20 protein-coding genes and 1 tRNA gene are annotated in these 25,052 nt (G+C 31.3%); 6 read left to right on the top strand and 15 right to left on the bottom strand.

The annotated features are described in order from the left end of the window. Position 1: 1 nt before the first annotated feature. The 4 genes from AXE80_RS09115 to AXE80_RS09100 all read right to left on the bottom strand — a co-directional run bounded on the left by AXE80_RS09115 (position 2) and on the right by AXE80_RS09100 (position 4,224). Positions 2-838 carry a phytoene/squalene synthase family protein gene (locus tag AXE80_RS09115; protein ID WP_068826525.1) on the bottom strand — a complete coding sequence of 279 codons (837 nt, stop codon included), beginning with the start codon at positions 836-838 and terminating at the stop codon, positions 2-4. A 5-nt stretch (positions 839-843) separates the two neighbouring features. Continuing rightward, positions 844-2,304, bottom strand: coding sequence for a phytoene desaturase family protein (locus AXE80_RS09110; protein ID WP_068826523.1), 1,461 nt, complete (start codon positions 2,302-2,304; stop codon positions 844-846). 132 nt (positions 2,305-2,436) lie between these two features. Further along, on the bottom strand, positions 2,437-3,285 hold the full coding sequence (locus tag AXE80_RS09105; protein WP_068826519.1) for a LytR/AlgR family response regulator transcription factor: 849 nt from the start codon (positions 3,283-3,285) through the stop codon (positions 2,437-2,439). Positions 3,286-3,333: 48 nt separating this feature from the next. Then, complete coding sequence (locus AXE80_RS09100) at positions 3,334-4,224, bottom strand: lysophospholipid acyltransferase family protein (protein WP_068826517.1); 891 nt, start codon at positions 4,222-4,224, stop codon at positions 3,334-3,336. 60 nt (positions 4,225-4,284) lie between these two features. Between AXE80_RS09100 and AXE80_RS09095 the strand changes: the two genes are divergently transcribed. Continuing rightward, complete coding sequence (locus AXE80_RS09095; RefSeq protein WP_068826515.1) at positions 4,285-4,929, top strand: rhomboid family intramembrane serine protease; 645 nt, start codon at positions 4,285-4,287, stop codon at positions 4,927-4,929. 69 nt (positions 4,930-4,998) lie between these two features. Further along, positions 4,999-6,654, top strand: coding sequence for a SulP family inorganic anion transporter (locus AXE80_RS09090; RefSeq protein WP_068826513.1), 1,656 nt, complete (start codon positions 4,999-5,001; stop codon positions 6,652-6,654). Between the two features lie 255 nt (positions 6,655-6,909). Here AXE80_RS09090 and AXE80_RS09085 read toward each other — a convergent pair whose 3' ends face one another. The 9 genes from AXE80_RS09085 to polA all read right to left on the bottom strand — a co-directional run bounded on the left by AXE80_RS09085 (position 6,910) and on the right by polA (position 18,533). After that, positions 6,910-9,258: an efflux RND transporter permease subunit gene (locus tag AXE80_RS09085; RefSeq protein WP_068826511.1), complete on the bottom strand. Its 2,349-nt coding sequence runs from the start codon at positions 9,256-9,258 to the stop codon at positions 6,910-6,912. A 108-nt stretch (positions 9,259-9,366) separates the two neighbouring features. Continuing rightward, entirely contained in the window at positions 9,367-9,921 is a 555-nt protein-coding gene (frr, locus tag AXE80_RS09080) for a ribosome recycling factor (RefSeq protein WP_068826509.1), read from the bottom strand. 8 nt (positions 9,922-9,929) lie between these two features. After that, complete coding sequence (gene pyrH, locus AXE80_RS09075; protein ID WP_068826507.1) at positions 9,930-10,640, bottom strand: UMP kinase; 711 nt, start codon at positions 10,638-10,640, stop codon at positions 9,930-9,932. A 136-nt stretch (positions 10,641-10,776) separates the two neighbouring features. After that, on the bottom strand, positions 10,777-11,742 hold the full coding sequence (tsf, locus tag AXE80_RS09070) for a translation elongation factor Ts (protein ID WP_068826505.1): 966 nt from the start codon (positions 11,740-11,742) through the stop codon (positions 10,777-10,779). Between the two features lie 83 nt (positions 11,743-11,825). Beyond that, positions 11,826-12,566 carry a 30S ribosomal protein S2 gene (rpsB, locus tag AXE80_RS09065; protein ID WP_068826503.1) on the bottom strand — a complete coding sequence of 247 codons (741 nt, stop codon included), beginning with the start codon at positions 12,564-12,566 and terminating at the stop codon, positions 11,826-11,828. A gap of 176 nt (positions 12,567-12,742) precedes the next feature. Further along, on the bottom strand, positions 12,743-13,129 hold the full coding sequence (gene rpsI / locus AXE80_RS09060) for a 30S ribosomal protein S9 (RefSeq protein WP_068826501.1): 387 nt from the start codon (positions 13,127-13,129) through the stop codon (positions 12,743-12,745). 2 nt (positions 13,130-13,131) lie between these two features. Further along, a complete protein-coding gene (rplM, locus tag AXE80_RS09055) occupies positions 13,132-13,587 on the bottom strand; it encodes a 50S ribosomal protein L13 (RefSeq protein ID WP_068826499.1) in 456 nt (151 codons plus the stop codon). 146 nt (positions 13,588-13,733) lie between these two features. Continuing rightward, the gene (locus AXE80_RS09050) at positions 13,734-15,707 is read right to left on the bottom strand and encodes an LTA synthase family protein (protein ID WP_068826497.1); all 1,974 of its coding nucleotides are present in this window, start codon (positions 15,705-15,707) and stop codon (positions 13,734-13,736) included. Between the two features lie 24 nt (positions 15,708-15,731). Continuing rightward, positions 15,732-18,533, bottom strand: coding sequence for a DNA polymerase I (polA, locus tag AXE80_RS09045; protein ID WP_068826495.1), 2,802 nt, complete (start codon positions 18,531-18,533; stop codon positions 15,732-15,734). Between the two features lie 238 nt (positions 18,534-18,771). Here polA and AXE80_RS09040 point away from each other — a divergent pair, with 238 nt between their 5' ends. Further along, on the top strand, positions 18,772-19,071 hold the full coding sequence (locus AXE80_RS09040) for a thioredoxin family protein (RefSeq protein ID WP_068826493.1): 300 nt from the start codon (positions 18,772-18,774) through the stop codon (positions 19,069-19,071). Here AXE80_RS09040 and AXE80_RS09035 read toward each other — a convergent pair. Beyond that, complete coding sequence (locus AXE80_RS09035; protein ID WP_068826491.1) at positions 19,068-19,697, bottom strand: polysaccharide deacetylase family protein; 630 nt, start codon at positions 19,695-19,697, stop codon at positions 19,068-19,070. The genes AXE80_RS09040 and AXE80_RS09035 overlap by 4 nt on opposite strands. A 4-nt stretch (positions 19,698-19,701) precedes the next feature. Continuing rightward, entirely contained in the window at positions 19,702-22,773 is a 3,072-nt protein-coding gene (locus AXE80_RS09030) for a glycosyltransferase family 117 protein (protein ID WP_068826489.1), read from the bottom strand. 228 nt (positions 22,774-23,001) lie between these two features. Between AXE80_RS09030 and AXE80_RS09025 the strand changes: the two genes are divergently transcribed. The 3 genes from AXE80_RS09025 (at position 23,002) to nusA (ending at position 24,991) form a co-directional block, all read left to right on the top strand. Further along, positions 23,002-23,072: transfer RNA gene (locus tag AXE80_RS09025), tRNA-Gln, on the top strand. A gap of 194 nt (positions 23,073-23,266) precedes the next feature. Continuing rightward, on the top strand, positions 23,267-23,731 hold the full coding sequence (rimP, locus tag AXE80_RS09020) for a ribosome assembly cofactor RimP (RefSeq protein WP_068826487.1): 465 nt from the start codon (positions 23,267-23,269) through the stop codon (positions 23,729-23,731). Positions 23,732-23,740: 9 nt separating this feature from the next. Then, the gene (gene nusA / locus AXE80_RS09015) at positions 23,741-24,991 is read left to right on the top strand and encodes a transcription termination factor NusA (protein ID WP_068826485.1); all 1,251 of its coding nucleotides are present in this window, start codon (positions 23,741-23,743) and stop codon (positions 24,989-24,991) included. The last annotated feature ends 61 nt before the right edge of the window (positions 24,992-25,052 follow it).

Below are 25,052 nucleotides of genomic sequence, written 5' to 3'. Positions count from 1 at the left end.
ATTATACTAATCTTAAAGAATATTTGGTGTAAGCTCTCATTAGAATCAACATTTTTGTAGGGTTAGATACCCTTATTCTTTCATTCATAATTTGCTCACTAGTAGTTTGCTTTAGTTTGTATAATAGTTTTAGATAATATTTATAGGCTAAATACACTCCTAATTTACTTTCTATCGGTAGTTTTTTAATTCCTATATAAGCCTCTTTAAAATCGTTTTCTATGTCTAAAATAATTTCTTGTTTGGTTTTGGCATCCATAGGTAGAGAGGTCAGGTTTGGGAAGTAAGACCTGTCTAAATCTTGTAAATCATCTTTTAAATCTCTTAAAAAATTTACTTTTTGAAAAGCAGAACCTAACTTCATAGCATAAGGTTTTAGCTCTTGATATTTTTCTTCATTATTATTTACAAAAACACGCAAACACATCAATCCAACAACATCAGCAGAACCATAAATATATTCTTCGTAATCTTGTATAGAAGCGTAGGTGGTTTGAGATAAATCTCTTCTCATGCTCTTTAAAAAATCTTTTACAAAAGGTTGTAAATTATATTTAAGTACCACTTCTTGAAAAGCATTGAGAATAGGATTCATGCTTATTTTTCTGTCTAAAGATTTGTAGTATTCTTCTTCAAACTCATTTAATAATGTCTCTTGAGGATAATCTAAAAAAGTATCTACAATTTCATCAGCATAACGAACAAAACCATAAATTGCGTAAATGGCAGGTCTTATGGTAGGTTTAAATAGCAAAATACCTAAAGAAAAGGAAGTGCTATATTTTTTTGTGATTAACTGACTACATTGGTAACTGGTACTGTCAAATAGAGCTTTCATAAATGCTAATTTTTTTTAATAAGTTCACTCACAATTTCTCCAGATATAATTGCTGGTGGTACTCCTGGTCCGGGTACGGTTAACTGTCCAGTGAAGTATAAGTTACTAATTTTTTTACTTTTAAGTTTAGGTCTTAAAATATGAGTTTGTAATAATGTGTTTGCCAAACCATATGCGTTTCCTTTATACGAGTTAAATTGTTCTTTAAAATCATTAATACAATAGCTTTCTTTAAAACTTACGAAATCAACAATGTTTTGGTTTGTTATTTTTTCTAACCTTTTAATAATGATGTTAAAATACTTTTCTCTAATGGCTGGAGTATCTTCTATTCCAGGTGCAATTGGAATTAAAAAAGTTCCAGATTCTTTTCCTTCTGGTGCAAAATAATCATCTGTTATGCTTGGAAAACTAGCATAAAAAAGAGGTTTTTCTGGCCAGGTTAAAGTATTGTAAATAGATTTTGCATGTTCGTTAAAATCAGTATCAAAAAATAAAGTGTGATGAGAAACGTTTGCTAATTTTTTGTTAAAACCTACATAAAAAAGTAGGGCAGAAGGAGCAAAGGTTTTTTTGTTCCAATACTCTTCTGAGTATTGTCTATATTTTCTAGGTAGTAAAGTTTCTGTAAAATGATAGTCTGCACCGCTTAACAAAATATCGCAGTTATATTCATTATTTGTAGTTGTAACAGTGTTTACTTTATTTTTTTCTAGATTGATGTTAGTAATATTTTCTTTACATATTATTTTTACCCCTAACTCTTTTGCTAGGTTTGCCATACCAACTGCTACTTGATGCATTCCTTTTTTAGGATGCCAAGTACCAAGTTTTAAATCGGCATAATTCATAAAGTTGTAAAACCCAGGAGTGGTTTCTGGTTTGGCTCCAAGAAATAAAACTGGGAATTCTAGTATTTGTTTTAACTCGGGATGTTTTATGTATTTAGCTACTTGTGATTTTATGTTACTAAAAAAAGCCCCAACTTTTAAGGCTGTTTTTGGTGTGATAATTTCAAATATATTTTCTCCTGGTTGATATACTAAATCTTTAATGGCTAGGTTGTAGTTTTCTTCTGCATCGGCAATAAACTTTTTTAATTTATCTCCACTTCCTTTTTCTTTTTCCTCAAAAGTGTTTACAATGGTCTTAAAATTGGCAGCTATGTTCATAGAACTCATCACATCTGCATAAACTTTATAACCAGGATCTAATTGTGTAATTTGATAATAGTCGGATGTTTGTTTGCCAAAATCGTTAAAGAATTTATCAAACACATCTGGCATCCAATAAAAAGTTGGACCCATATCAAACACAAAACCATCTTTGTGTAGTTGCTGTGCTCTTCCTCCAATATGATTGTTTTTTTCTAATATGGTAACATTGTAGCCAGCTTTGGCTAAGTAGCAACTAGCGGATAATGACGAGAATCCGGCTCCTATAATAATTACCTCTTTATTTTTCATATTGTTTTTGTTATCAATTTACATAAACAATAATACAAATAGAAAAATCAGGTTGTTAAAATATGTGATATACAGGTAGTATTTGTGGTGTTTGGGAGGAATGGAACCTTAAAAACTAGTGATTTAGGGCTTTTATGAAATTAATTTTTCTTTTGGAAAAGATCTAGAAATAGGAATTGGCTCTTGAATGTGATTCAAAATGACCACTGTTGCTCTTGCATTTCCTTCGGTTTTAAGAACTTCATTTTTGTTTACCAAAAAAGATCTGTGGCATCTTATAAATTGCGGATAAGTAGTTAAAAAGTCTTCTACTTTTTTTAATGTAACCCTCATCAATGTTTTTTTAGGCTTCCCCTCTAATAAATACACTATAGTTGTGTAGTTGTTGTTAGATTGTGCATATAAAAAATCATCAATATTTAAAGTTAAAGGAGTTTCTTTGATATTGTCAGATTCAATGGTGATGATTTCTTTTTTCTCTTTTCGTATTTCTTCAATAATTTTATGAGAACTAATGTTTAATTGACTCTGTAAATGTTTTTCTACTAAAAAAATAATCAACATTACAGGAAATACTCCAATGGAAAAAACCGATGCCATAAATTTGGGATAAGAAAAAGCAGGCATGTAGTCACTAATAAATACATTGTGATATATGTAATTTATGGTGGTTATAATTAAAAAAGAAACTAGTAAAAAAGTAGCTTCTTTTTGTACTGTCCAATTCCTTAGATTAAAATAAACAGGAAAAATTTTAGGAAGTATAAAATAACTAATAAACAAACTAAGGCTAACAAGTACACCATAACCAACAATTAAAAAAATATTGGCATTAATAACTTGATCTATTCCAAAAGGTTGAAAAATATATAGGAATAAGAAAGTAAACAATCCAACTCCTAGGGTCATTGAAAGTTTAACAGAAAGTTTATCAATTAAGAAATAAGGCTTGTTTAACCAAACTTTAAATTGTTTAATCATTTAGATGGGGTTTGTTCTATATAAAGCTAAAGATAGTAAAGTAATAAGTTACTTTTTAGGGGCTTTACCCAAATGTTTAAAACGATTGTGTGTCCAAAAATATGTCTCAGGGTTTTTTCTAATAGCAGCTTCTATTTTTTCAAGATATGCATCGGTTAACGGATACTCACTAGTCGAGTTTTCTGCTGCCGTTAATTTTTCAAAAGTAACCTCGTAATGTCCTCTTTTTGGCATTTTAATATCCATATAAATCACAGGGTGATTAAATCTGTTAGCCAACATTTCTGCCCCTGTATGAATAGGAACTACATGTCCAAAAAATGGAGCCCAATAATGAGTTTTTCCAACTTGTGGAGATTGATCACTAAGTAAAACGTATAACGAGGGTATTTTTTTTCTATAATGATCTATAATGGTTGGAATCGTTTCCTTTGTGGTAACAAAATAAGAACCAAAACGAGCTCTGTTTTCTTTTACGTATTTATCAAAATATTTATTTTCTACTTTATTATAGACCCCAATACATTTTAAAGAAGTTCTACGATTGATATTGAATAACCACTCCCAGTTTCCGTGATGAGCACCTACAATTAAAATACTTTGATTTTCTTTACCGTATTCCTCAATCAATTCAGGGTTTTTATAGATATATCTTTTATTTAATTCCTTTTCATTAATCCCAAAACCTTTTAACATTTCAATAAAAATATCTACAAAATGTCTAAAAGATTTTTTCTCAATTTCTAGTCTTTCTTTATCAGTTTTTTCTGGAAAACAAAGAGCTAAGTTTTTTCTAACGGTTTTCTTTCTATACCCAATAATATAATAAACTAAATAATATAGCAGATTTGATATCCCATATAAGATAGATAATGGTAATTTTGAAATTATATAAATAATCGGATATAGTATTGTAAAGATAATTCGTTCTTTATTCATTTTATAAAAATATGAATTGCAAATATCGAATATATATCGGATAAAAATAAATTGAATCCAATGAAATTAATAGTAATAGGGCTGATACTTGCTAATGTAATTATGAGTATTAAAGGGTTTAAGGATGTTGTGTTTTTTAATAAATACAAATTCAATATATCATCCGTTCAAAAAGGGGAAAAAATCAGAATGTTTTCTTCAGGGTTTTTACATGCAGATTATATTCATTTAGGTTTTAACATGTATGTATTATACATGTTTTCTAATGTTGTTCTAAGCTATTTTTCACCTTTATTATATTTGGGAATTTATGCATTAAGCTTATTTATAGGGAATTATTTGTCCTTGTTATTAAACAAAAGCAATCTATATTATTCAGCAGTAGGGGCTTCTGGAGCGGTTACAGGAATTGTTTACTCAAGTATTGTGTTATTTCCAGATATGCCTTTGTCTATTTTTCCATTACCTATAAGTTTTCCGGCCTATATATTCGGAATCGGTTATTTGTTTTATTCTATGTATGGTATGAAAAATCAATCAGGAAATGTCGGTCACAGTGCCCATATTGGAGGCGCTATTGCCGGATATTTAGCGACTATTGTATTAATACCTAGCGTTCTAATAACCCAAACATTACCAGTAGTTTTATTAGCCATTCCTATTGTTGTATTGGTTCTAATGCAAAAAAAGAACTTTTCTAGATAAAGATTTAAGGTGTTGATATTAGGTGTAACTCACCTGTAAAGCGTATTTTTGCAACTTTAAAATTATACTATGACTAAATATTTAAAACAATTTACAACAAACCCTAAGAACGACATCTTAGCAGGGATGACGGTTTCTTTAGCTATGATTCCAGAAGTTGTAGCTTTTGCATTCGTAGCTCAAATAGATCCTTTAGTAGCTTTGTCTGGAGCTTTTATAATAGGTTTAATTACAGCCGTTTTTGGAGGTAGACCAGGATTAATTTCTGGAGCTGCTGGAGCAGTAGCAGTTATTTTTGTACACATGATACAAGAAGGACATACCAAAGGAATGTTGTTTGATAGCCCTGTAGATAATATGGGATATTTTTATCTGTTGGCTGCTGTTATTCTTATGGGAGTTTTTCAAATTTTTGCTGGTGTTTTTAAACTTGGACGTTTTGTACGTTTAATTCCATACCCAGTAATGCTTGGTTTTGTAAACGGATTGGCCATTGTTATTTTTTGGGCTCAAGTAAAAATGTTTACTCATAAAACACTAGAAATTTCTGCCGATGGTGTAAAGAATTATATTTCAGAATTTATGTCTGGAACCGAATTATATATTATGATGGCTTTGGTTGGTTTAACCATGGCAATTATCTTTTTATTACCTAAGGTTACCAAAAAATTACCAGCTTCATTAACAGCTATTTTAGTGGTAACCATTATTGTTGTTGTTTCAGGATTAGATGTTTCTACCGTAGGTTCTTATATTAGAGAAGGTGGGGGAGCAGGTTTAAAAGGAGAGTTTCCAACGCCAAATATGGAGTTGTGGCAAAACTTACCTTTTAATTTAGATACACTTACATTTATTTTACCATTTGCCTTTTTAGCAGCATCTGTTGGGCTAATAGAGTCTTTAATGACGATGAATTTGGTTGATGAATTAACAGATACTAGAGGTGATGGAAATCGTGAATGTATTGCGCAAGGAGTTGGAAACATTACTAGTGGACTTTTTGGAGGAACTGGTGGTTGTGGAATGATTGGTCAAACCGTAATTAATGTAAATGCAAAAGGGCGTGGACGTTTGTCTGGAGTGATGATGGCTTTAACCTTATTGTCTTTTATTTTATTTGCAGATAAATACATAGAACAAGTTCCTATTGCCGCTTTAGTAGGGGTGATGTTTGTAATGGTGATAGAAACTTTTGCTTGGTCTAGTATTAGAATTTTAAGAAAAATACCAAAAGCCGATGCTTTTGTATTGGTAGCTGTATCTGCAATTACTGTTGTTTTTGATTTGGCGATTGCTGTTTTTGCAGGAGTAATTATTTCTGCTTTGGTTTTTGCTTGGGAAAATGCCATTAGAATTCGTGCTAGAAAAAGAATGAAAGATGGAACTTTAACATATGAAATTTGGGGACCTTTATTTTTTGGTTCTGTAAATGTATTTAACGAAAAGTTTGATCCTAAAAACGATCCACAATATGTAGAGATTGATTTTATAGAATCTCGTATTAGCGATCATTCAGGTTTAGAAGCAGTTAAAAATATTGTTCAGAAATATGAGGAGAACGGAAAAGAAATTAAGTTAAGACACTTGAGTAAAGATTGTAAAGTGTTGTTAAAAACTGCTGATCCTAAATTTGATAAGATGATTGTTGATGATATTGATGATCCAAGATATCACTTGGTAGAAGATCCAGAGAAGTTTAAAAAAGGATTATACGAAGCAGAGTAAATTCAGCATTGCTCATAAAATTTAAAAAAGAGGTTCACATTTGTGAACCTTCTTTTTTTTAGGGGGATAAGTATCCGTAAGTGAGTCTATAAAAATTAAGAGTATAAAGCTTTATAGCTACCTTTATTAAGTTTATAAAGGTTGATAAGCGTTCTAAACTTAAAGAATTTAGTGTTTAAACTAAGTTGTACTATGTGTATAAAAAATCCCTGAGTTAAATTTAACTCAGGGATTTTGTATAAAAAGATTAATATTTTAGTCTTCTTTCTTTTTAGATTTTTTACTCTTTTTATTGATTGTTTTTTCAAAAGTTAACAATAAAGCAGGTAATACAACTAAGTTAGAAATCATAGCAAATAAAAGGGTGATAGAAACCAAACCTCCTAATGCTTTTGTTCCTCCAAAACTTGAGATGATAAACACTAAAAATCCAAAAAAGAGTACAATAGAAGTGTAGAACATACTAATTCCAGACTCTCTAATGGCTTTGTATACAGATTTCCTAACCTTTCCCTTACTTGCAATAAGTTCTTGTCTGTACTTGGCTAAAAAGTGTATGGTATCGTCTACAGATATACCAAAAGCGATACTAAAAACCAAAATAGTTGATGGCTTTAAAGGAATTCCTAAATAGCCCATTAATCCAGCAGTTAATACCAAAGGAAATAAGTTTGGTATTAAGGAGATTAAAATCATTTTAGAATTTTTAAATAATCCTCCAATAAAAAGTGCAATTAATAAAATGGCTAAACCTAAAGAAATAATCAAATTGTGGATTAAGTAATTGGTTCCTTTTACAAAAACCAATGCTTTTCCGGTCATTGTTACATGGTAACGCTCTTTAGGAAAGTTCTTATCTATAATTACCTGTAATTCTTCTTGAATTTGTTCCATTCTTTCTGTACCAATATCTTTCATAAAAGTAGTGATACGAGCATAGCGTCCTGTTTTATCAACCATACTAGCCAATGCATTTGTGTCTCCTCCAGAGTTTTGAGCATAGCTTAAAATAAAGTTTTTCTCTTGTGAAGTAGGTAGTTTATAAAAATCAGGATTCCCATTGTAAAAAGCCTGTTTGGTAAATTTTACCAAATTGTTGATAGACATAGGTTTTGAGAATTCAGGAATTTTAAGAATTTCGGATTCTAGTTTATCAATTCTTTTTAATGTGGTTAAATTCATCACCCCTTTTTCTTTTTTAGTATCAACTAAAATTTCAAGCGGTAAAATTCCTCCAAATTCTTTTTCAAAGAAAACAATGTCTTTGTAAAACTGAGTTTTTTTAGACATATCTTCAATCAAACTTCCAGAAACTTTTATTTGAAAAGCTCCAATAATTGCTACAACCAATAAAATAGAAGAGATGATATATACAAAAGGTTTTTTGTTTCTAATAATTCTAGTCATCCCTTTTACAATAGAATCAGCCCACTTTTTTTCTAAATGTTTTAAATGCTTAGGCTTTGGTAAAGGCATAAAACTATATAGAATAGGAATTAAGCAAAGGGATATTAAAAAGATACCCATAATGTTAATTGAGGCAATTACACCAAATTCCTTAAGTATTTTACTTTTGGTAAAAATAAACGTAGCAAAACCAGCCGAAGTGGTTAGGTTGGTCATCAAGGTAGCATTACCAACTTTGGTAATAACACGTTGTAAAGATTTTGCTTTGTTTCCGTGTTTATAAACTTCTTGTTGATATTTATGAATTAAAAAGATGGCATTAGGAACTCCAATTACAATAATTAATGGTGGAATTAATGCTGTTAGAATAGAAATTTGATAACCTAATAATCCTATAAAACCAAAAGACCAAAGTACGCCAATAATTACTACAGATAAGGTGATGGCTGTTGCTCTAAGGGATCTAAAAAACAAAAAGAATATCAAACCTGTTACACCTAAACCAAGTAACACAAACATTCCCATTTCTGATTTTACACTAGCAGCATTCATACTACGTACGTAAGGCATTCCAGAAACTCTTACTTGTAAGTTGTTGTCCTCATCAAATTGTTTAATCAGCGGATTAAAGGTGTCTTTAATAAAATCTGATCGAATTTTGGTATTTACAATTTGCTTATCTACATAAACAATGGTTTGTACGGTTCCTGTTTCTTTATTAAACAAGATGTGATCATAAAAAGGTAAATCGTTAAAAATATGATTGCTGATGCTATCTATTTCTTGTTGATTGTATTTTTTCTTTGTAAGAATAGAAGTGAGTTCAAACTTTTGTTCGTCTACATTTTTCTTTAATTCTTTAATATTGCTAAAAGAAATTACGCCTTCTATTTCTTTTTTATATGATGATATTTTATCTGCTAATGCAATCCAATTATTAAATTTATTTACATCAGTAAAAAGAGTACTGTCTTTAACGGCTAATACAATAATGTTTCCTTCTTCTCCAAAAATGTTTAAGAATTTATCATATTCTATATTTACAGGATTGTCCTCAGGAAGTAGATTTGCCTCTGTATAAGAAAACTGTACATTCTTAAATTGTAATGCCAATAGCCCTGTAATAACGGCTATTATGATAATTGTAGCTACTCTATGGGTAAGAATGGTTCTTGCAACAGTATTCCAAAATTTCATAAAAGTAAAGAATTATATGAGGGTTGTAAAATTATATAAAAAAACCATCTAATTAGGTAACAGTGTACTTTATTAGATGGCTCTATGTTTTTAGGCGAGAAAGTATACTTATACTTTCATGATTTCGGCGTCTTTAACAGCATATACTTCATCAATTTTTTTGATATAAGCATCTGTTAAAGTTTGAATTTGATCTTCTGCAACTTTTTTTTCGTCATCAGAAACTTCTAATTTTTTTATATCATTATTAGCATCTCTACGAATGTTACGAACACTAATTTTAGCATGCTCAGCTTCAGCTTTAGCTTGCTTAGATAATTCTTTACGTCTTTCTTCTGTTAATGCAGGTACACTAATAATAATGTGTTCTCCATTATTCATAGGATTAAATCCTAAGTTAGCAACAATAATTCCTTTTTCAATTTCAGGAATCATGTTCTTTTCCCATGGCTGAACAGTAATAGTTTGTGCGTCTGGAGTACTTACGTTTGCAACTTGGCTTAATGGTGTTTGAGAACCATAGTAATTTACCATTACACTACCTAACATGGCAGGGGCAGCTTTACCTGCTCTAATATTTCCGAATTCTTTTACTAAGTGAGCAATGGCAGCTTCCATTCCCTCTTTAGCACTGTCAATAATAAATGTAACTTCTTCGTTCATCTTATATATTATTTATCTGTAACTATTGTACCAATTTTTTCTCCTGTAATTAATTTCTGAAGATTTCCTTTAGTATTCATATCAAAAACTAAGATAGGAAGACTATTTTCTTCACTTAAAGTAAATGCTGTAGAGTCCATTACTTTTAAACCTTTATCTAATACATCTCTATAAGAAATAGTATCAAATTTTGTAGCAGTACTATCTTTTTCTGGGTCTGCAGTATAAATACCATCTACACGAGTTCCTTTTAAAATAACATCTGCTTGTATTTCAATTGCTCTTAATACAGAAGCGGTATCAGTTGTAAAGTATGGGTTTCCTGTACCTGCTCCAAAAATAACTACTCTTCCTTTTTCTAAATGTCTAACAGCTCTTCTTTTAATAAAAGGTTCTGCTATTTCTTCCATTTTAATTGCAGTAAGTAATCTAGTTTTTACTCCTGTAGCTTCAATAGCACTTTGTAGAGCCATTCCGTTAATACAAGTAGCTAACATTCCCATATAATCTCCTTGTACACGATCCATACCTTGAGCAGCACCAGAAACACCTCTAAAGATATTTCCTCCACCTATCACAATTGCAATTTCTAATCCTGTTTCAACTGCAGCTTTAATTTCTTGAGCATATTCTGCTAATCTTTTAGGGTCAATACCATATTGATTGTCTCCCATTAAAGCTTCACCACTTAATTTTAATAGTATTCTTTTGTATTGCATGATTGTTATTTAGGTAGTGCAAATATAAAATTTTAGATGAATATTTACAGATTGATGTGTTGGTTTATTGATTTAATTGCATAAAAAAACCTCTCATAAAAATGAGAGGTTTTAAATTTTATATGAAGGAAATAAATTATCCTAAAGTAACTCTTGAGAAAGCAACAACTTCTACATTAGAAGCAGCTACATATTCAGCAACAGTTTTCTTTTCATCTTTAATGAAGTTTTGATCTAATAGACATTGCTCTTGATCTAAAGTTGTGTTATCAGAAACAAATCTTTCCATTTTACCTGGTAAGATTCTATCCCAGATTTTTTCTGGTTTTCCTTCTGCAGTTAACTCAGCTTTAGCAGCTTCTTCAGCTTTAGCCATAACTTCGTCAGTTAATTGAGATTTAGAAATAAATTGAGGAACGTTCTTTAACGTTTTTCCTAATCTTCCTAATTCAATATTGTCTTTTTCAATAGCAGCAATTCTAGCTTCAGTTTCAGCAGCTACATATGCAGGATCAAAATCTTTGTAAGACAAAGTTGTAGCTCCCATAGAAGCAACTTGCATAGCTACGTCTCTAGACAAAGCATCTGCACCTTCGATAGCTTGAGATAAACCAACTAAAGAAGCAATTTTGTTTCCAACGTGAATATAAGAACCAACGTAAGGAGCCTCAACTCTTGCAAAATCGTTAATTTCTAATTTTTCACCAACAACTCCTGTTTGCTCAACTAATTTTTCAGCTACAGAAACTCCTCCAAAATCAGAAGCTAAAAACTCTTCTTTTGTACTGAAGTTTAATGCGTGTGCAGCCAATTCTTTAGCTAAAGCAACAAAATCTTCATTCTTTCCAACAAAATCAGTTTCACATCCTAATACGATAGAAACTCCAGCGGTTTTGTCTGCATTAACAACAGAGATAGCAGCACCTTCGCTAGACTCACGGTCAGCTCTTTTTGCAGCCATTTTTTGACCTCTCTTACGTAATACATCTACTGCTTTGTCAAAATCTCCTTCAGCTTCTATTAAAGCTTTTTTACAGTCCATCATTCCAGCTCCTGATGATTTTCTTAATTTCATCACGTCAGCTGCCTTAATATCTGCCATAGTATTGTGTTTTAAAGTTTTTATAAAAATGAACGGTACAAAATTAAAAAAGTTTTGTACCGTTACATGTTAAATTTATATGATTATTTTGCTTCTTCTTCAACAGCTGGAGCTTCTGCAGCAGCAGGAGCATCTTTACCAGCTTTTCTTTCGCTTAATCCTTGAGCAATAGCTTCAGTAGTTAAGGTTAAGATTTTGTCGATTGATTTAGACGCATCATCGTTAGATGGGATTACGAAATCTATATCACTTGGATCAGAGTTAGTATCCACCATTGCGAAAACAGGAATGTTTAATTTCTTAGCTTCAGCAACAGCAATGTGTTCTTTTTTAACATCAATTACAAATAAAGCTCCTGGTAAACGAGTCATATCAGAGATAGAACCTAAGTTCTTTTCTAATTTAGCACGTTGACGCTCGATTTGTAACTTTTCTCTTTTTGATAATGCATCAAAAGAACCATCAGTCTTCATTCTGTCGATTAAAGACATTTTTTTAACTGCTTTACGAATAGTAACAAAGTTTGTTAACATTCCTCCAGGCCATCTTTCAGTAATGTAAGGCATGTTTACAGCAGCAGCTTTTTCAGCAACGATATCTTTAGCTTGTTTTTTTGTTGCAACAAATAAGATTTTTCTTCCTGAAGCAGCAATTTTTTCTAATGCAGCAGATGCATCGTCAATTTTAGCTGAAGTTTTGTATAAGTCAATGATGTGTACTCCGTTACGTTCTGTGTAGATGTAAGGAGCCATACTTGGATTCCACTTTCTTGTTAAGTGTCCAAAGTGTACACCAGCTTCTAATAATTCTTGAATATTTGCCATAATATGGGTTATTGTTTAGATGTTAGCAATAGTGGAGTAGTTCTGTGTAGAAGTCTCTACTATTTTTGCTAAACAATCGATTAATTTTATTTTTTAATTTGTAAAGTTTAAGGTTAAAAAGTGGTAACGATATTTGATAAAGTTTAAACTTTTTAACCTTATAAACTTCAATAATATTAACGCTTTGAGAATTGGAACTTCTTTCTTGCTTTCTTTTGACCAAATTTCTTACGCTCAACCATTCTAGGGTCACGAGTTAATAATCCTTCTGGTTTTAAGATAGATCTGTTTTCAGCATCAATTTCACATAAAGCTCTAGAAATAGCTAAACGGATAGCTTCTGCTTGTCCTGTTACACCACCTCCGTATACATTTACTGTAATATCGAAAGATTCTAAGTTATCAGTTAATAATAAAGCTTGTTTAGCTTTGTACTGTAAAGTTCCAGTAGTAAAGTAAGCAGGTAAGTCTTTACCATTAATAGTCATGTTTCCTTTTCCTTCTGAAACATAAACTCTTGCTACGGCAGTTTTTCTTCTACCAATCTTGTGAACAGTTTCCATGATTATAATAGGTCGTTTAAGTTAATAGCTGTTGGTTTTTGAGCCTCTTGAGCATGCTCTGTACCAGCATAAACATATAAGTTTCTGTAAAGAGCGCTTCCTAAAGTGTTTTTAGGTAACATTCCTTTTACTGCTTTCTCGATTAATCTTGTAGGATCTTTCTCGAACATTTCTGTAGCAGTTAAACTTCTTTGACCTCCTGGATATCCTGTGTGACGAATGTAAGATTTGTCAGACCATTTTTTTCCAGTTAAATTGATTTTTTCAGCGTTGATAATAACAACGTTGTCACCACAATCCACGTGTGGAGTGTAGCTAGGCTTGTACTTACCTCTAATTAGTTTTGCAACGATAGAAGCTAAACGACCCAATGTTTGTCCGTCCGCATCAACCAAAACCCACTGCTTGTCTACAGTAGCTTTGTTAGCCGATACTGTTTTGTAACTTAATGTGTTCATTTACACTAGTTTTTGTAATAATTAAACAATAATTCTTCTTGGATTCTCCAAGGGACTGCAAAAATAGAATTATTTGTTTAGATAACAATCTTTTTTTTATGAGAATTTTTCAAAAAATAAAAGTCTAATTTTCTGAAAACTAATCACTAGTGTATTTCTTTAATTTTAAGTTTGTTGTTTTTAAACAATTCGTAGGCGGTTTGGTAGTTTGCAATGGTTTCTTTTTCTAAAGTTTCATCACTTTCTGTTTTGGTTAAAGTGTTTTCTTCAGCGTTCCATTCGTAAGTTTTACTTCCTTTTAATTCGTTAAGAATTACAACTTTATTATCTTTTCTATAACCTAATTTTCTGTGATTAGCAATAAAAGCTCTTTCATCTTCAGGTTTCATTTTTGTAATGTCTTTTCCAAATATCTTACTTTCATAAGACCAATTTAGCCATCCAAATAATGTAGGGAGTAAATCTATTTGTGAGCATAGTTTGTTTACCTCGTGTGGCTTTGTGTTGGGTAGATTATAAATTAGCGCAGGAATATGATAGCTAGAGACATCTAATTCGGTTCTACCTGCACTATATGCACAGTGATCAGAAATAATTACAAATACAGTGTTTTTAAACCAAGGTTGTTTTTTTGCATCGGTAAAAAAACGTTTCATAGCCCAGTCGGAATATCGTAATGCAGAGATTCTATTTCCTGGTTTGTCGTTAATATAACCTTCGGGAAATGAATAAGGTCTATGATTGGTATTGGTCATGATAAAGTTAAAGAATGGCTTTTTACTTTTGTGCTGAATATTAATTTGCTTAATAGCCTTGTTGTAGATATCCCCATCACAGGCTCCCCAGGCATTTTCAAAAGTTACTTCTTCTTCGGTAAAAGGAATTCTTTGTGTAGGGAATTCGTTAGAAGAATTGTTTTCTTTAGGATTGTCTACAATATCAAAACCATTGTTTCCAAAATAACCATTCATGTTATCAAAATGTCCATCACCTCCGTAGAAAAAAGTTCTACTATATCCTTTTTCTTTTAAAATTTCTCCAACAGTAAATAAGTTATTATTATTAGGTCTTTTTACAATACTTCTCCCTGGAGTAGGGGGAATAGCTAGTGTTAAGGCTTCCATTCCACGGATAGTTCTTGTTCCAGTGGCCTGAAGGTTGGTGTAAAAAACGCTTTTGTGTGCAAGGCTGTCTAAAAATGGAGTAAGTAATTCTTGATTTCCAAAAGCTTCCATAAAATTAGCATTCATACTTTCCATACATATAAATACTATGTTTGGTTTATGTTCTTTTCCTGTGTTATGAATGCTTCTTAAAATATTGTCTTCAGAAAGTATTTTGTCTCCATTGTCTAAAAGACTTTGTTGTACAATTTCTAAAGATTTTTGTTTGGATTGTGTTTTATAGAATTCATCATAATCCAATTCGTTAGCATTATAAGCAGCAAAAAAAGAATAGACTCCCGATTTAGCCAATTCGTTTTGATATCTATTGCTAAAAATTTCAGCTTGATTGTTTTGCACATATAAGTGAAAAACTCCTGCAACAATTACCCAAAAACCATAAGGGATAATTTTTCTAAGGTAACCATCCTCATTGTTATAACATTCAACAAAAACGTCTTGTTTTTTTGCTACATAAAAAGCTCCTATAGTTAGTAGAATGATAATTCCAATTAACAAAGGGAGCGGGTAAGATTCGTTAATATTTTCTATAACTTCATAAGTATAAAGTAAATAATCTACTGCGATGAAATTATATCTTCTTGCAAATTCTTCCCAAAAAGTAAACTCTCCTAAAAAAGCAAAAACAAAAACAAAGACCAATAAAAAATAAGTGAAGTTTATCAGTATTTTATCTAACCAATTACCGTAAAATTTTCGAGGAAATAAAAACCAATACAACCCGTAGATAGCTAAAATATAGGCTAGGGTACCAAAGTCAAAAAAGAATCCAATTCCTATGATTTTGATAAGATCAACAAAAGAAAACTCAATACTTTGTATAGACCATATATATAGACTGATTCTTACTATAAAAGAAACGATTAAAAATAAAGCGCTAAAACTTTTTAATAAACTAAAACGTTTAGGAAATAGCAAAGAAGTAATATTGATCATGTTTTTTGTCTTAAAATTCGTGGGTTAATGTGCATCTAACCAATTGTCACCCATATCAGTATCAACTACTAAAGGAACGCTAAGTTTGTATGCGTTTTCCATTAGAGAAACAATTAAAGGTTTTAAGGTGTCAACTTCATCTTTGTGCATATCAAACACCAATTCATCATGAACTTGTAAAAGCATTTGGGTTTTGTACTTTCCTTGTTCTAGTGTTTTTTGGATGTTAATCATGGCGATTTTAATAATGTCTGCAGCAGTTCCTTGAATAGGAGCGTTTACAGCATTTCTTTCATCGGCAGAACGAACAATAGCGTTGGCAGAGTTGATGTTTTTTAGGTATCTACGTCTATCTAACAAAGTTTTTACATATCCATTTTCTTTGGCAAAATCTACCTGACTTGCCATGTATTTTTTAAGCGTAGGATAAGTTTCGTAATAAGTATCAATCAATTCTTTTGATTCTTTTCTGCTTAAATTGGTTTGTTGGCTTAAACCAAAAGCAGAAACTCCATAAATAATTCCAAAGTTTACTGTTTTAGCGTGACTACGTTGCTCTCTTGTAACTTCATCAATTGAAACGCCAAAAACCTTGGCAGCTGTTGAGCGGTGAATATCATCTCCTTTTTGAAAAGAAGCTAACATTTCTGGATCTTGACTTAATTCTGCAATTAATCTTAATTCTATTTGAGAGTAATCGGCAGCAAACAAAACATAATCATCATTCCTTTTAACAAATGCTTTACGAATTTGTTTTCCTCTTTCTGTTCTGATAGGAATGTTTTGTAGGTTTGGATTGTTAGAACTCAATCTTCCTGTAGCTGCAGTTGCTTGGCTGTAGGTGGTGTGAACTCTGTTAGTTACTGGGTTTACTTCGTTTGGTAAAGCATCTACATAAGTGTTTTTTAGTTTTACCAATCCACGATATTCTAATATTTTGGCAGCAATTTCATGTTCCGATGCCAATTTGCTTAAAATATCTTCACCAGTTGCGTATTGTCCGGTTTTGGTTTTTTTAGCCTTATCCACTAGTTTTAAATTTTCAAATAAAACTATTCCCAATTGTTTAGGAGAGGCAATATTAAATTCTTCGCCAGCTAATGAGTAGATTTCTTTTTCTAAAACAGCAATATCTGTAGTTAAGACATCTGATAATTCTTTTAAATATGGAACATCAAGGTTGATTCCTGCCAATTCCATTTTAGCCAATACTTTTAATAATGGCAATTCAATTTCATCATATAATTTTTCTAAATTATTTTCTGATAATTCTTTTCTAAAAAGACTTTCTAGTTGAAAACAAACATCAGATTGTTCGCAAGAATATGGAGTGGTGATAGCTAAATCTACCTCGGCTAATTTTATTTTATTTCTACCTTTTCCAATTACGTTGTCTTGATGAGTAACTTCGTATTTTAAGTAAGTTTCAGACAATACATCAAGTTGATGTCTCATGTCTGGATGTAATAAATAATGAGCTAAACTAATGTCGAAAATTTTTCCTTGTAGAGAAATATTGTATTGTGCTAAAAACTTGATATTACTTTTAACATCATAAGCAATTTTTTCAATAGCCTCGTTTTCAAAAAAAGCTTTTAATTCTGTAAGGATTTTATCAGTATTTTCTGTTACAGGAATATAATACCCTGTGTTGGCTTCGTATGAAAAACTAAACCCAATAATTTGATCGATAAAATTTTCTCTTTCGGTCACAATTTCAAAAGCAACTTTTGGTTGATTTAAAAGTTTGCTAATAAATAGTTTTCTAGCAATATCAGTGTTTAAATATTGATAAATGGGCTTTGTATTGCTAATTGTATTGTATCCAAAAGAAGAAGTTGTGTTTTGCGATGCCTCGGCACTTCCAAACAAATCTAATTGAGGTTCGTTGCTGTTTGTTTGTGGGGTTTCTTGTTTTTCTGTAGTTGTTTGTGGTGTTTCTGTTCCAAAAATTTTGTTAACAGTATCGGCAATACGTCTAAATTCTAATTCTTGAAAAATCTTCGAAGTTTCTTCAATATTAGGCGCGCACATGGTAAAATCTTCCTCGTGATACTCTACAGGACAATCCAATATAATAGTAGCCAATTCTTTAGATAGTAATCCTAACTCTTTGTTGGCTTCAATTTTTTCTTTCATTTTTCCTTTTAGCTCATGAGTATTGGCTAAAAGGTTTTCCATAGATCCGTATTGTTTTATAAATTTTTTGGCAGTTTTGTCACCTACACCAGGTAAACCCGGTATGTTGTCAACAGCATCTCCCATCATCCCTAAGTAATCAATAACTTGTAGGGGGCTTTCTACCTCAAATTTTTCTTTTACTTTTTCTATATCCCAAATTTCAATTCCGTTCCCCATTCTAGCAGGTCTGTACATAAAAATGTTTTCAGATACTAGCTGGGCGTAATCCTTATCAGGAGTAACCATGTATACTTGGCACCCTTGTTTTTCTGCTTGTTTGGCTAAAGTTCCAATTAAATCATCAGCTTCAAACCCTTCAACTTCAATAATAGGAATATTCATGGCTTTCAAAATTTCATGAATATATGGAATTGCTATTTTAATAGCTTCTGGAGTTTCTTGTCTGTTGGCCTTATAAGCTTCAAAAGATTCGGTTCTTGTTACAGATCCACCTTTATCAAAAGCAACAGCTAATAATTCTGGTTGTTCTCTTTTGATGACATCTAATAAAGAATTTGTAAATCCTAGAATAGCAGAAGTGTCCATTCCTTTAGAGTTAATCCTTGGGTTTTTTATCAAAGCGTAATACCCTCTAAAAATCAAAGCAAAAGCATCTAGTAAAAACAATCTTTTTTGTGTGGCCATATATAAAAAATTAAGATTGGTAAATGTAATTAAAATGTCTTAAAGTGATTGGCTTGTTATGTGGTTTTTAAAGATGATTGGGCTTAAAAGTTGTAAAAAAGTGATGAAATGATGTGGTAAAGCGAAAAATTTACTTTGTTTTTTTTGTTTAATTCGTAAAAAAGTTATATTGCAGTGTTATTTGTGTTTGTGTAGCAGTATTTGTTGTGCTTACAAGTTAATTATTAAACATTTACATATGACTAAGTTTGGTGATTTAATTAATGTTGAAATTCCTGTCTTAATCGATTTTTACGCTCAATGGAGTGAGGAGGAAGAAGAGCCAACAGGTGTGGTTTTAAAAGATGTTGTTGCGGCTTTAGGTGATAAAGCTAAAGTGATTAAAATTGATATTCAGAAAAATGAAATTTTAGCAAATGCTTTAAAAGTCAAAGGAAATCCTACTTATGTAATCTATAAAAATGGAGTGATGAAGTGGAGACAGTCTGGAGAGCAAGATGCTAATACATTGATTACATTAGTGCAACAATATGTTTAGGGAATTGCTTTAAAAGAATATCCCTTTTTAGTTAATTCACTTAAGATTTTAGGAAGTGCTTCTTGAAGTCTAGGGAAAGCTTTTTCGCTATCGTGAAAAACAACGATGCTCCCATTTTCTATTTTTGATAGTACGTTTTTAGTACATTCTTTAGCGGTTAAATGCTTGTCAAAATCAGCACTTAACACATCCCACATAATAATTTTATAGTTTAATGATAGCAGTTTTTTTGACTGTGAAAAACTGATTTTTCCATAAGGTGGTCTAAATAGTTTTTGAGTCTGAGTAGGAAGATATTGCTCTGCTAATAAGGTGTTTTTGATGTATTCATCGGTATTAGTGTTCCAGCCTTTTAGATGGTTAAAAGTATGGTTTCCAACTCTATGGTTTTCTTGAATAATTTGTTCTAGTATTTCTGGGTGTTTTTTGATGTTGTCTCCTATACAAAAAAAAGTGGCTTTTGCTTTGTGTTTTTTTAATTGGTTTAAAACCCAAGGAGTGATGTTTGGGATAGGGCCATCATCAAAAGTAAGGTATACTTCTTTTTTATTGGTGTTAAAACTCCAAGTCCATTGATTAAAAATGGACTTGAAAATTTTAGCAGTTTTTATAGGGTATAACCTCATGGTTTTATTGGAAAATTTCTTCGAACAATTTGATGTGTTCTAAGAATGATTTTTCAACCATGTCTTTATAGTCAGTGTCTTTGTCGTATTTATTAACATCCGCAGCTACAGTTTGATACATTTTGAATTGGTTTTCAACTTCTGAGAATAAGTAGTTTAAGTCATATGAGTTAAACTGACTGTAATAAGTTAAATGTTCTTGAAAAGTTTTGATCAATAAATCTGCAGCAATACGAGCTTTTTCTGGTTTGTTAATAAGATAATATTGTTCAGGAAAACCTAGGCATACTCCGTATTGTTGGTATTCTTCAATAGGCATCTTGTTAAAGCTTAAATCTAGTATTTCTTCAGCTTTATCAAACTTTCCTTCGTTAATTAGAGCTTCAACTAGTCTAGAAATAGTGTTTCTATAAGAAATTGAATTTTTTCTAGATTCTACATCTAAATAAAAATCTTTTCCATGATGTCCAAAATTCCAGTCTTTTACTTTTTCGTATAAGTCATCACTATCAATTCTTCCCATTCCTAAAATACCATATTCATTTTTGGTTTTTATAGGGACTAATTTATAAGCCATACCATCTAGTTGTAAATAATCTTTTAACCAAATATATTCTTCGTCAGCATTGGCTCCTCCTGTAAAATAAATAGGATGTTTCCAGTTGTTGTTGGCTAGAATATCTAACATTAAAATTCTGTTTTTTGTAAGTCCTCTATCATCAACATCCATATCCATATAGTCAACAATACTATCAGCATCTTTTGCTTTAACAGTACCATTAGCTAAAACAGTTTCTTTGTTAACGGTTAATCTTAATTTGTTTGTTGGGTAGAATTTCTCAAACTTTCCATCAGTAACTTCAATATAAGTTCTCTTGTCAGATGAGCTAATCCACATCATAAAGTCGTCAATATTCCAACGGTCGTCAACTTGATCGATATGATAAGCTACGTCTAAACTACCGTGTCTGTATTGCTTGTGTGTTAATTGTGATGGGATAGGGTCAGACTCATAAGCTTTACGCTTCATTTGATCAATATACCAATCAGTAGCTAGTAAACTAGAGTTGATGATTTTAATATCAGTTCTGTATTTTTCTACTTCTTGTAAGTACCAAAGTGGGAAAGTATCGTTATCTCCAATGGTAAATAAAATAGCATTTTCATCACAAGAATCTAAATAAGCTTTTGCATTAAAATAAGCTGTATATCTGTTAGATCTATCATGGTCATCCCAGTTTTCTGAAGCCATCAAAACAGGTGAGATTAGCAAACAGATTGAAGTTACAGAGATGGCAACCAGTTTGTTATTTTTGTATTCGTTTATTTTATCAATAATAGCATAAACACCAAATCCTACCCACATGGCAAAAATGTAAAAAGATCCTACAACGGCATAATCTCTTTCTCTTGGTTCAAAAGGTTTTGGGTTGGTGTAAAAAATGATGGCAAAACCTGTAAAAGCAAAGAATAATAATAGGTTGTAAAAGTTTCTTTTGTCTTTGCTGTATTGATATATTAGTCCGATAATCCCTAGTATAAAAGGAATACCAAAATAAATATTTCTCCCTTTGTTGTTAATAACATCGCTAGGAAGATTTGTTTGCGGACCTATAAAAAATCTATCTATGGCATTAATTCCAGTGATCCAATTTCCGTTTAAAGGATCCATGTTTCCTTGAATGTCGTTTTGTTTTCCAACAAAATTCCAAAACAAATATCTAAAGTACATGTATCCAAATTGATACTCGGCCATGTATTTTAGGTTTTGAGCCATGGTTGGTCTCTCTTTACTGTTTTTAGGAATACCTGCAATCATTTTATAGTTTTGCTCTAGACCTGGAACAACCATTCTAGGAATAAAACCTTTGTGTTGATCTCCGGTTTTTTGTTGTGCGTTTTTGTAGTCGTTAACAATAATGTATTTCCCGCTTTTCTCGTCTTTTTCGTACTTAGGTTTTACATCTTCCATGATGGTTTCACCATTGGCATCTGTTGCAGGTTCTCTATTGTATTTTTCAGAATAATAGGTATCGTAAAAAATATTAGCATCACCATATTGTTCACGATTGTAGTAAGCTAAAAGTTCTCTAGCAGATGAAGGGTTGTTTTCGTTAATAATGGTATTGGCGTTAGCTCTAATAGGAAGCATTAACCAGCAAGAAAAACCAATCATAACAAACATGATAGATAATAAAGCTGTGTTTCCTAAATACATATTGTTTTTACGAGTGTGTTTTAATCCAAAGTAGAAACCAATAATAATAACAATACCAGCGATAATAGTTCCTGTATTAAATGGCAATCCTAGATTGTTGATAAAGAACAATTCAGAAGCACTAAAGAATAATAAGGTATAAGGGAATAAAAACTTAAAAATAAAAGCTAAGGTTCCTATTGCAATAGCATTGGCAATGATAAAAGTTTTTACAGTGTATTTTTCGTAATAATAATTTAGGTATAGGAATACTAATGATGGAATTACTAATAAAGATAAAATGTGTACTCCAAAAGAAAGACCTATAATAAGAGATATTAAAATTAACCATCTATTGTTTCTAGGTTGTCCAAAAGATTTTTCCCATTTTAGTCCTAACCAGAAAAGTAAGGCCATTAAAAAAGAAGACATAGCATATACTTCGGCCTCTACAGCACTAAACCAAAAACTATCAGAAAAAGTATAAGTTAAACTACCTACTGCAGCACTACCAATAATAGCAATAGTTTTGTTTAGGTCTAATACATTGTTTTTTATAGCAATTCTTTTAATTAGGTTGGTTAAGGACCAAAACATAAACAATATGGTAAAAGCACTTGCTAGACCAGACATAAAGTTAACCATATAAGCTACATTACTAGCAGAAAAACTAAACATGGCAAAAAAGGCACCAAGCATTTGGAATAAAGGAGCACCTGGTGGGTGACCTACTTCTAGTTTTACAGCTGTTGAAATATATTCTCCACAATCCCAAAAGCTAACAGTAGGTTCAAGAGTAAGTGTGTATGTGATTAGTGAAATTGCAAATACAACCCATCCAGTGATGATGTTCCATTTTTGATAAGTTTTTTCTTCCATGTTGTTTATGAGAAACTAAAATTTTAGTCACAAATTTAAATAAATATAAATGCTGAAGTACTTTTAAGCAAAAAATGTTCCAACTGAGAAGATGAAGAAAAAAAATATGAAACATTAAAATGTTGATTTTCAACTGAAAGATTCAAGAGAGGAAAAAAAAGTGATTTTTTTTTGAAAAAAGTTTTGCAGAATTGTAGATGTGCTGTATATTTGCAACCGCTAACGCACTGTCCCATGGTGTAATGGTAACACAGCGGTTTTTGGTACCGTCGTTCAAGGTTCGAGTCCTTGTGGGACAACAAAAAAGTCTTAATCCTTTTGGTTTAAGACTTTTTTATTTAAAGCGTATTTTTAGCCTGTCTTTGTTGAGTTAAGAACAAGAATAGTCTTTAAGATTAAAATCTTGTGAATCAATAAAAAACTCGTATATTTGCGTTGGAAATAATTGAAATTGATGAGTGGGGCTAATTAGCCCCACTTTTTATAGATATATATGGATAAAAATAAAGTCGAAGAATACATTAAGGAGGCACTAGTTGAAAACGCTGAATTGTTTTTAGTTGACTTAGTTATAGGAGCTGAAAATAAAATTTCGGTGATTATAGATGGTGATAAAGGAGTTCCTTTAAGTGAATGTATTCGTGTAAGTAGAGCTGTAGAAGCTAACTTAGATAGAGACGAAGAAGATTTTAGTATTGAAGTTGCAACACCAGATATTGCTAAGCCAATTGTGTTACAAAGACAATATGTAAAAAATATAGGGAGAACAATCCTTGTGACTACTGAAAATGATAAGTTTGAAGGTGTGCTTGAAAAAGTAACCGATGAGAATATTGTTTTAAGCTGGAAAACAAGAGAACCTAAAGAAATTGGTAAAGGAAAAGTTACTGTAGAAAAATCAGCAACTTTGACTTATGCCGAGATAAAGGAAACAAAAGTAAAAATATTATTTAGTTAAAATATTTAAATGGAGAATATAGATTTAATCAATTCATTTTCAGAATTTAAAGATGATAAGAACATTGACCGTGTAATGTTAATGTCTATTTTAGAAGAAGTTTTTAGAGCTGCATTGAAAAGAAAGTATGGTTCTGATGAAAATTTTGATATTATCGTAAACCCAGATAAAGGGGATTTAGAAATTTGGAGAAACCGAATTGTAGTTGAAGATGAAATGTCTGAAGACGATAATGAGGAAATTGAGTTGTCTGAAGCTAGAAAAATTGAACCGGATTTTGAGGTTGGTGAAGAGGTTTCTGAAGAAATTAAATTACATCAATTAGGACGTAGAGCTATTTTAGCATTACGTCAAAACTTAATTTCTAAATTATACGAGCACGATAGTACAAACTTGTATAAAAAGTTTAAAGAGTTAGAAGGAGATTTATATACTGCAGAAGTTCATCATATTAAACATAACGCTGTTATTTTATTAGATGATGAAGGAAACGAGTTAGTATTGCCTAAGAGTGAGCAAATTCGTTCAGACTTTTTTAGAAAAGGAGATTCTGTAAGAGGTATTATTAAAACAGTAGAGTTAAGAGGTAACAAACCTGTTATTATTTTGTCTAGAACTGCTCCAGAGTTTTTAACTAAATTATTTGAACAAGAGATACCTGAAGTATTTGATGGTTTAATTACTATCGAAGGTGTAGCACGTATTCCTGGTGAAAAAGCAAAAATTGCTGTTGATTCTTATGATGATAGAATTGATCCTGTTGGAGCATGTGTTGGTATTAAAGGATCTAGAATTCACGGTATTGTTCGTGAGTTAGGAAACGAAAATATTGATGTTATCAATTACACAAAAAATGTTCAATTATACATTTCTAGAGCATTAAGTCCTGCTAAAGTTGTAAAAATGGATATCTTTGAGGCTGAAGGAGATAAAAAAGCGAAAGCTGAAGTTTATTTACGTCCAGAAGAAGTATCAAAAGCAATTGGTAGAAATGGTGTAAATATTAGATTAGCTACTCAATTAACAGGTTACGAAATTGACGTGTTAAGAGATGGTGTAGAAGACGATGAAGACGTAGAGTTAACAGAGTTTTCTGACGAAATAGAAGCATGGATTATTGACGAATTCAAAAGCATTGGTTTAGATACTGCAAAAAGTGTTATAGACAAAGATGTGGCTGAATTAGTGAGCAGAACCGATTTGGAAGAAGAAACAATCATTGAGGTTCAACGTATTTTAAAAGAAGAATTTGATAGATAGGGTAGTCAATAGCCTTTTAATCAAAACATCTTCTTAAACAAAAAAACAGTAAAAATTATAT

This window comes from Wenyingzhuangia fucanilytica (assembly GCF_001697185.1).
In the GTDB taxonomy this organism is placed as follows: Bacteria; Bacteroidota; Bacteroidia; order Flavobacteriales; family Flavobacteriaceae; genus Wenyingzhuangia; species Wenyingzhuangia fucanilytica.
This window is presented reverse-complemented; position numbering and strand designations above follow the sequence as displayed.

Coding starts and splice junctions, on each gene's coding strand:
- AXE80_RS09040 (WP_068826493.1), top strand. CDS start 18,772: ATGACTAAGTTTGGTGATTTAATTAATGTTGAAATTCCTGTCTTAATC.
- rpsB (WP_068826503.1), bottom strand. CDS start 12,566: ATGGCAAATATTCAAGAATTATTAGAAGCTGGTGTACACTTTGGACAC.
- AXE80_RS09090 (WP_068826513.1), top strand. CDS start 4,999: ATGACTAAATATTTAAAACAATTTACAACAAACCCTAAGAACGACATC.
- AXE80_RS09095 (WP_068826515.1), top strand. CDS start 4,285: ATGAAATTAATAGTAATAGGGCTGATACTTGCTAATGTAATTATGAGT.
- nusA (WP_068826485.1), top strand. CDS start 23,741: ATGGAGAATATAGATTTAATCAATTCATTTTCAGAATTTAAAGATGAT.
- tsf (WP_068826505.1), bottom strand. CDS start 11,742: ATGGCAGATATTAAGGCAGCTGACGTGATGAAATTAAGAAAATCATCA.
- AXE80_RS09050 (WP_068826497.1), bottom strand. CDS start 15,707: ATGATCAATATTACTTCTTTGCTATTTCCTAAACGTTTTAGTTTATTA.
- rpsI (WP_068826501.1), bottom strand. CDS start 13,129: ATGGAAACTGTTCACAAGATTGGTAGAAGAAAAACTGCCGTAGCAAGA.
- AXE80_RS09035 (WP_068826491.1), bottom strand. CDS start 19,697: ATGAGGTTATACCCTATAAAAACTGCTAAAATTTTCAAGTCCATTTTT.
- frr (WP_068826509.1), bottom strand. CDS start 9,921: ATGAACGAAGAAGTTACATTTATTATTGACAGTGCTAAAGAGGGAATG.
- AXE80_RS09100 (WP_068826517.1), bottom strand. CDS start 4,224: ATGAATAAAGAACGAATTATCTTTACAATACTATATCCGATTATTTAT.
- rplM (WP_068826499.1), bottom strand. CDS start 13,587: ATGAACACATTAAGTTACAAAACAGTATCGGCTAACAAAGCTACTGTA.
- rimP (WP_068826487.1), top strand. CDS start 23,267: ATGGATAAAAATAAAGTCGAAGAATACATTAAGGAGGCACTAGTTGAA.
- AXE80_RS09115 (WP_068826525.1), bottom strand. CDS start 838: ATGAAAGCTCTATTTGACAGTACCAGTTACCAATGTAGTCAGTTAATC.
- AXE80_RS09110 (WP_068826523.1), bottom strand. CDS start 2,304: ATGAAAAATAAAGAGGTAATTATTATAGGAGCCGGATTCTCGTCATTA.
- polA (WP_068826495.1), bottom strand. CDS start 18,533: ATGGCCACACAAAAAAGATTGTTTTTACTAGATGCTTTTGCTTTGATT.
- AXE80_RS09105 (WP_068826519.1), bottom strand. CDS start 3,285: ATGATTAAACAATTTAAAGTTTGGTTAAACAAGCCTTATTTCTTAATT.
- AXE80_RS09030 (WP_068826489.1), bottom strand. CDS start 22,773: ATGGAAGAAAAAACTTATCAAAAATGGAACATCATCACTGGATGGGTT.
- pyrH (WP_068826507.1), bottom strand. CDS start 10,640: ATGCAATACAAAAGAATACTATTAAAATTAAGTGGTGAAGCTTTAATG.
- AXE80_RS09085 (WP_068826511.1), bottom strand. CDS start 9,258: ATGAAATTTTGGAATACTGTTGCAAGAACCATTCTTACCCATAGAGTA.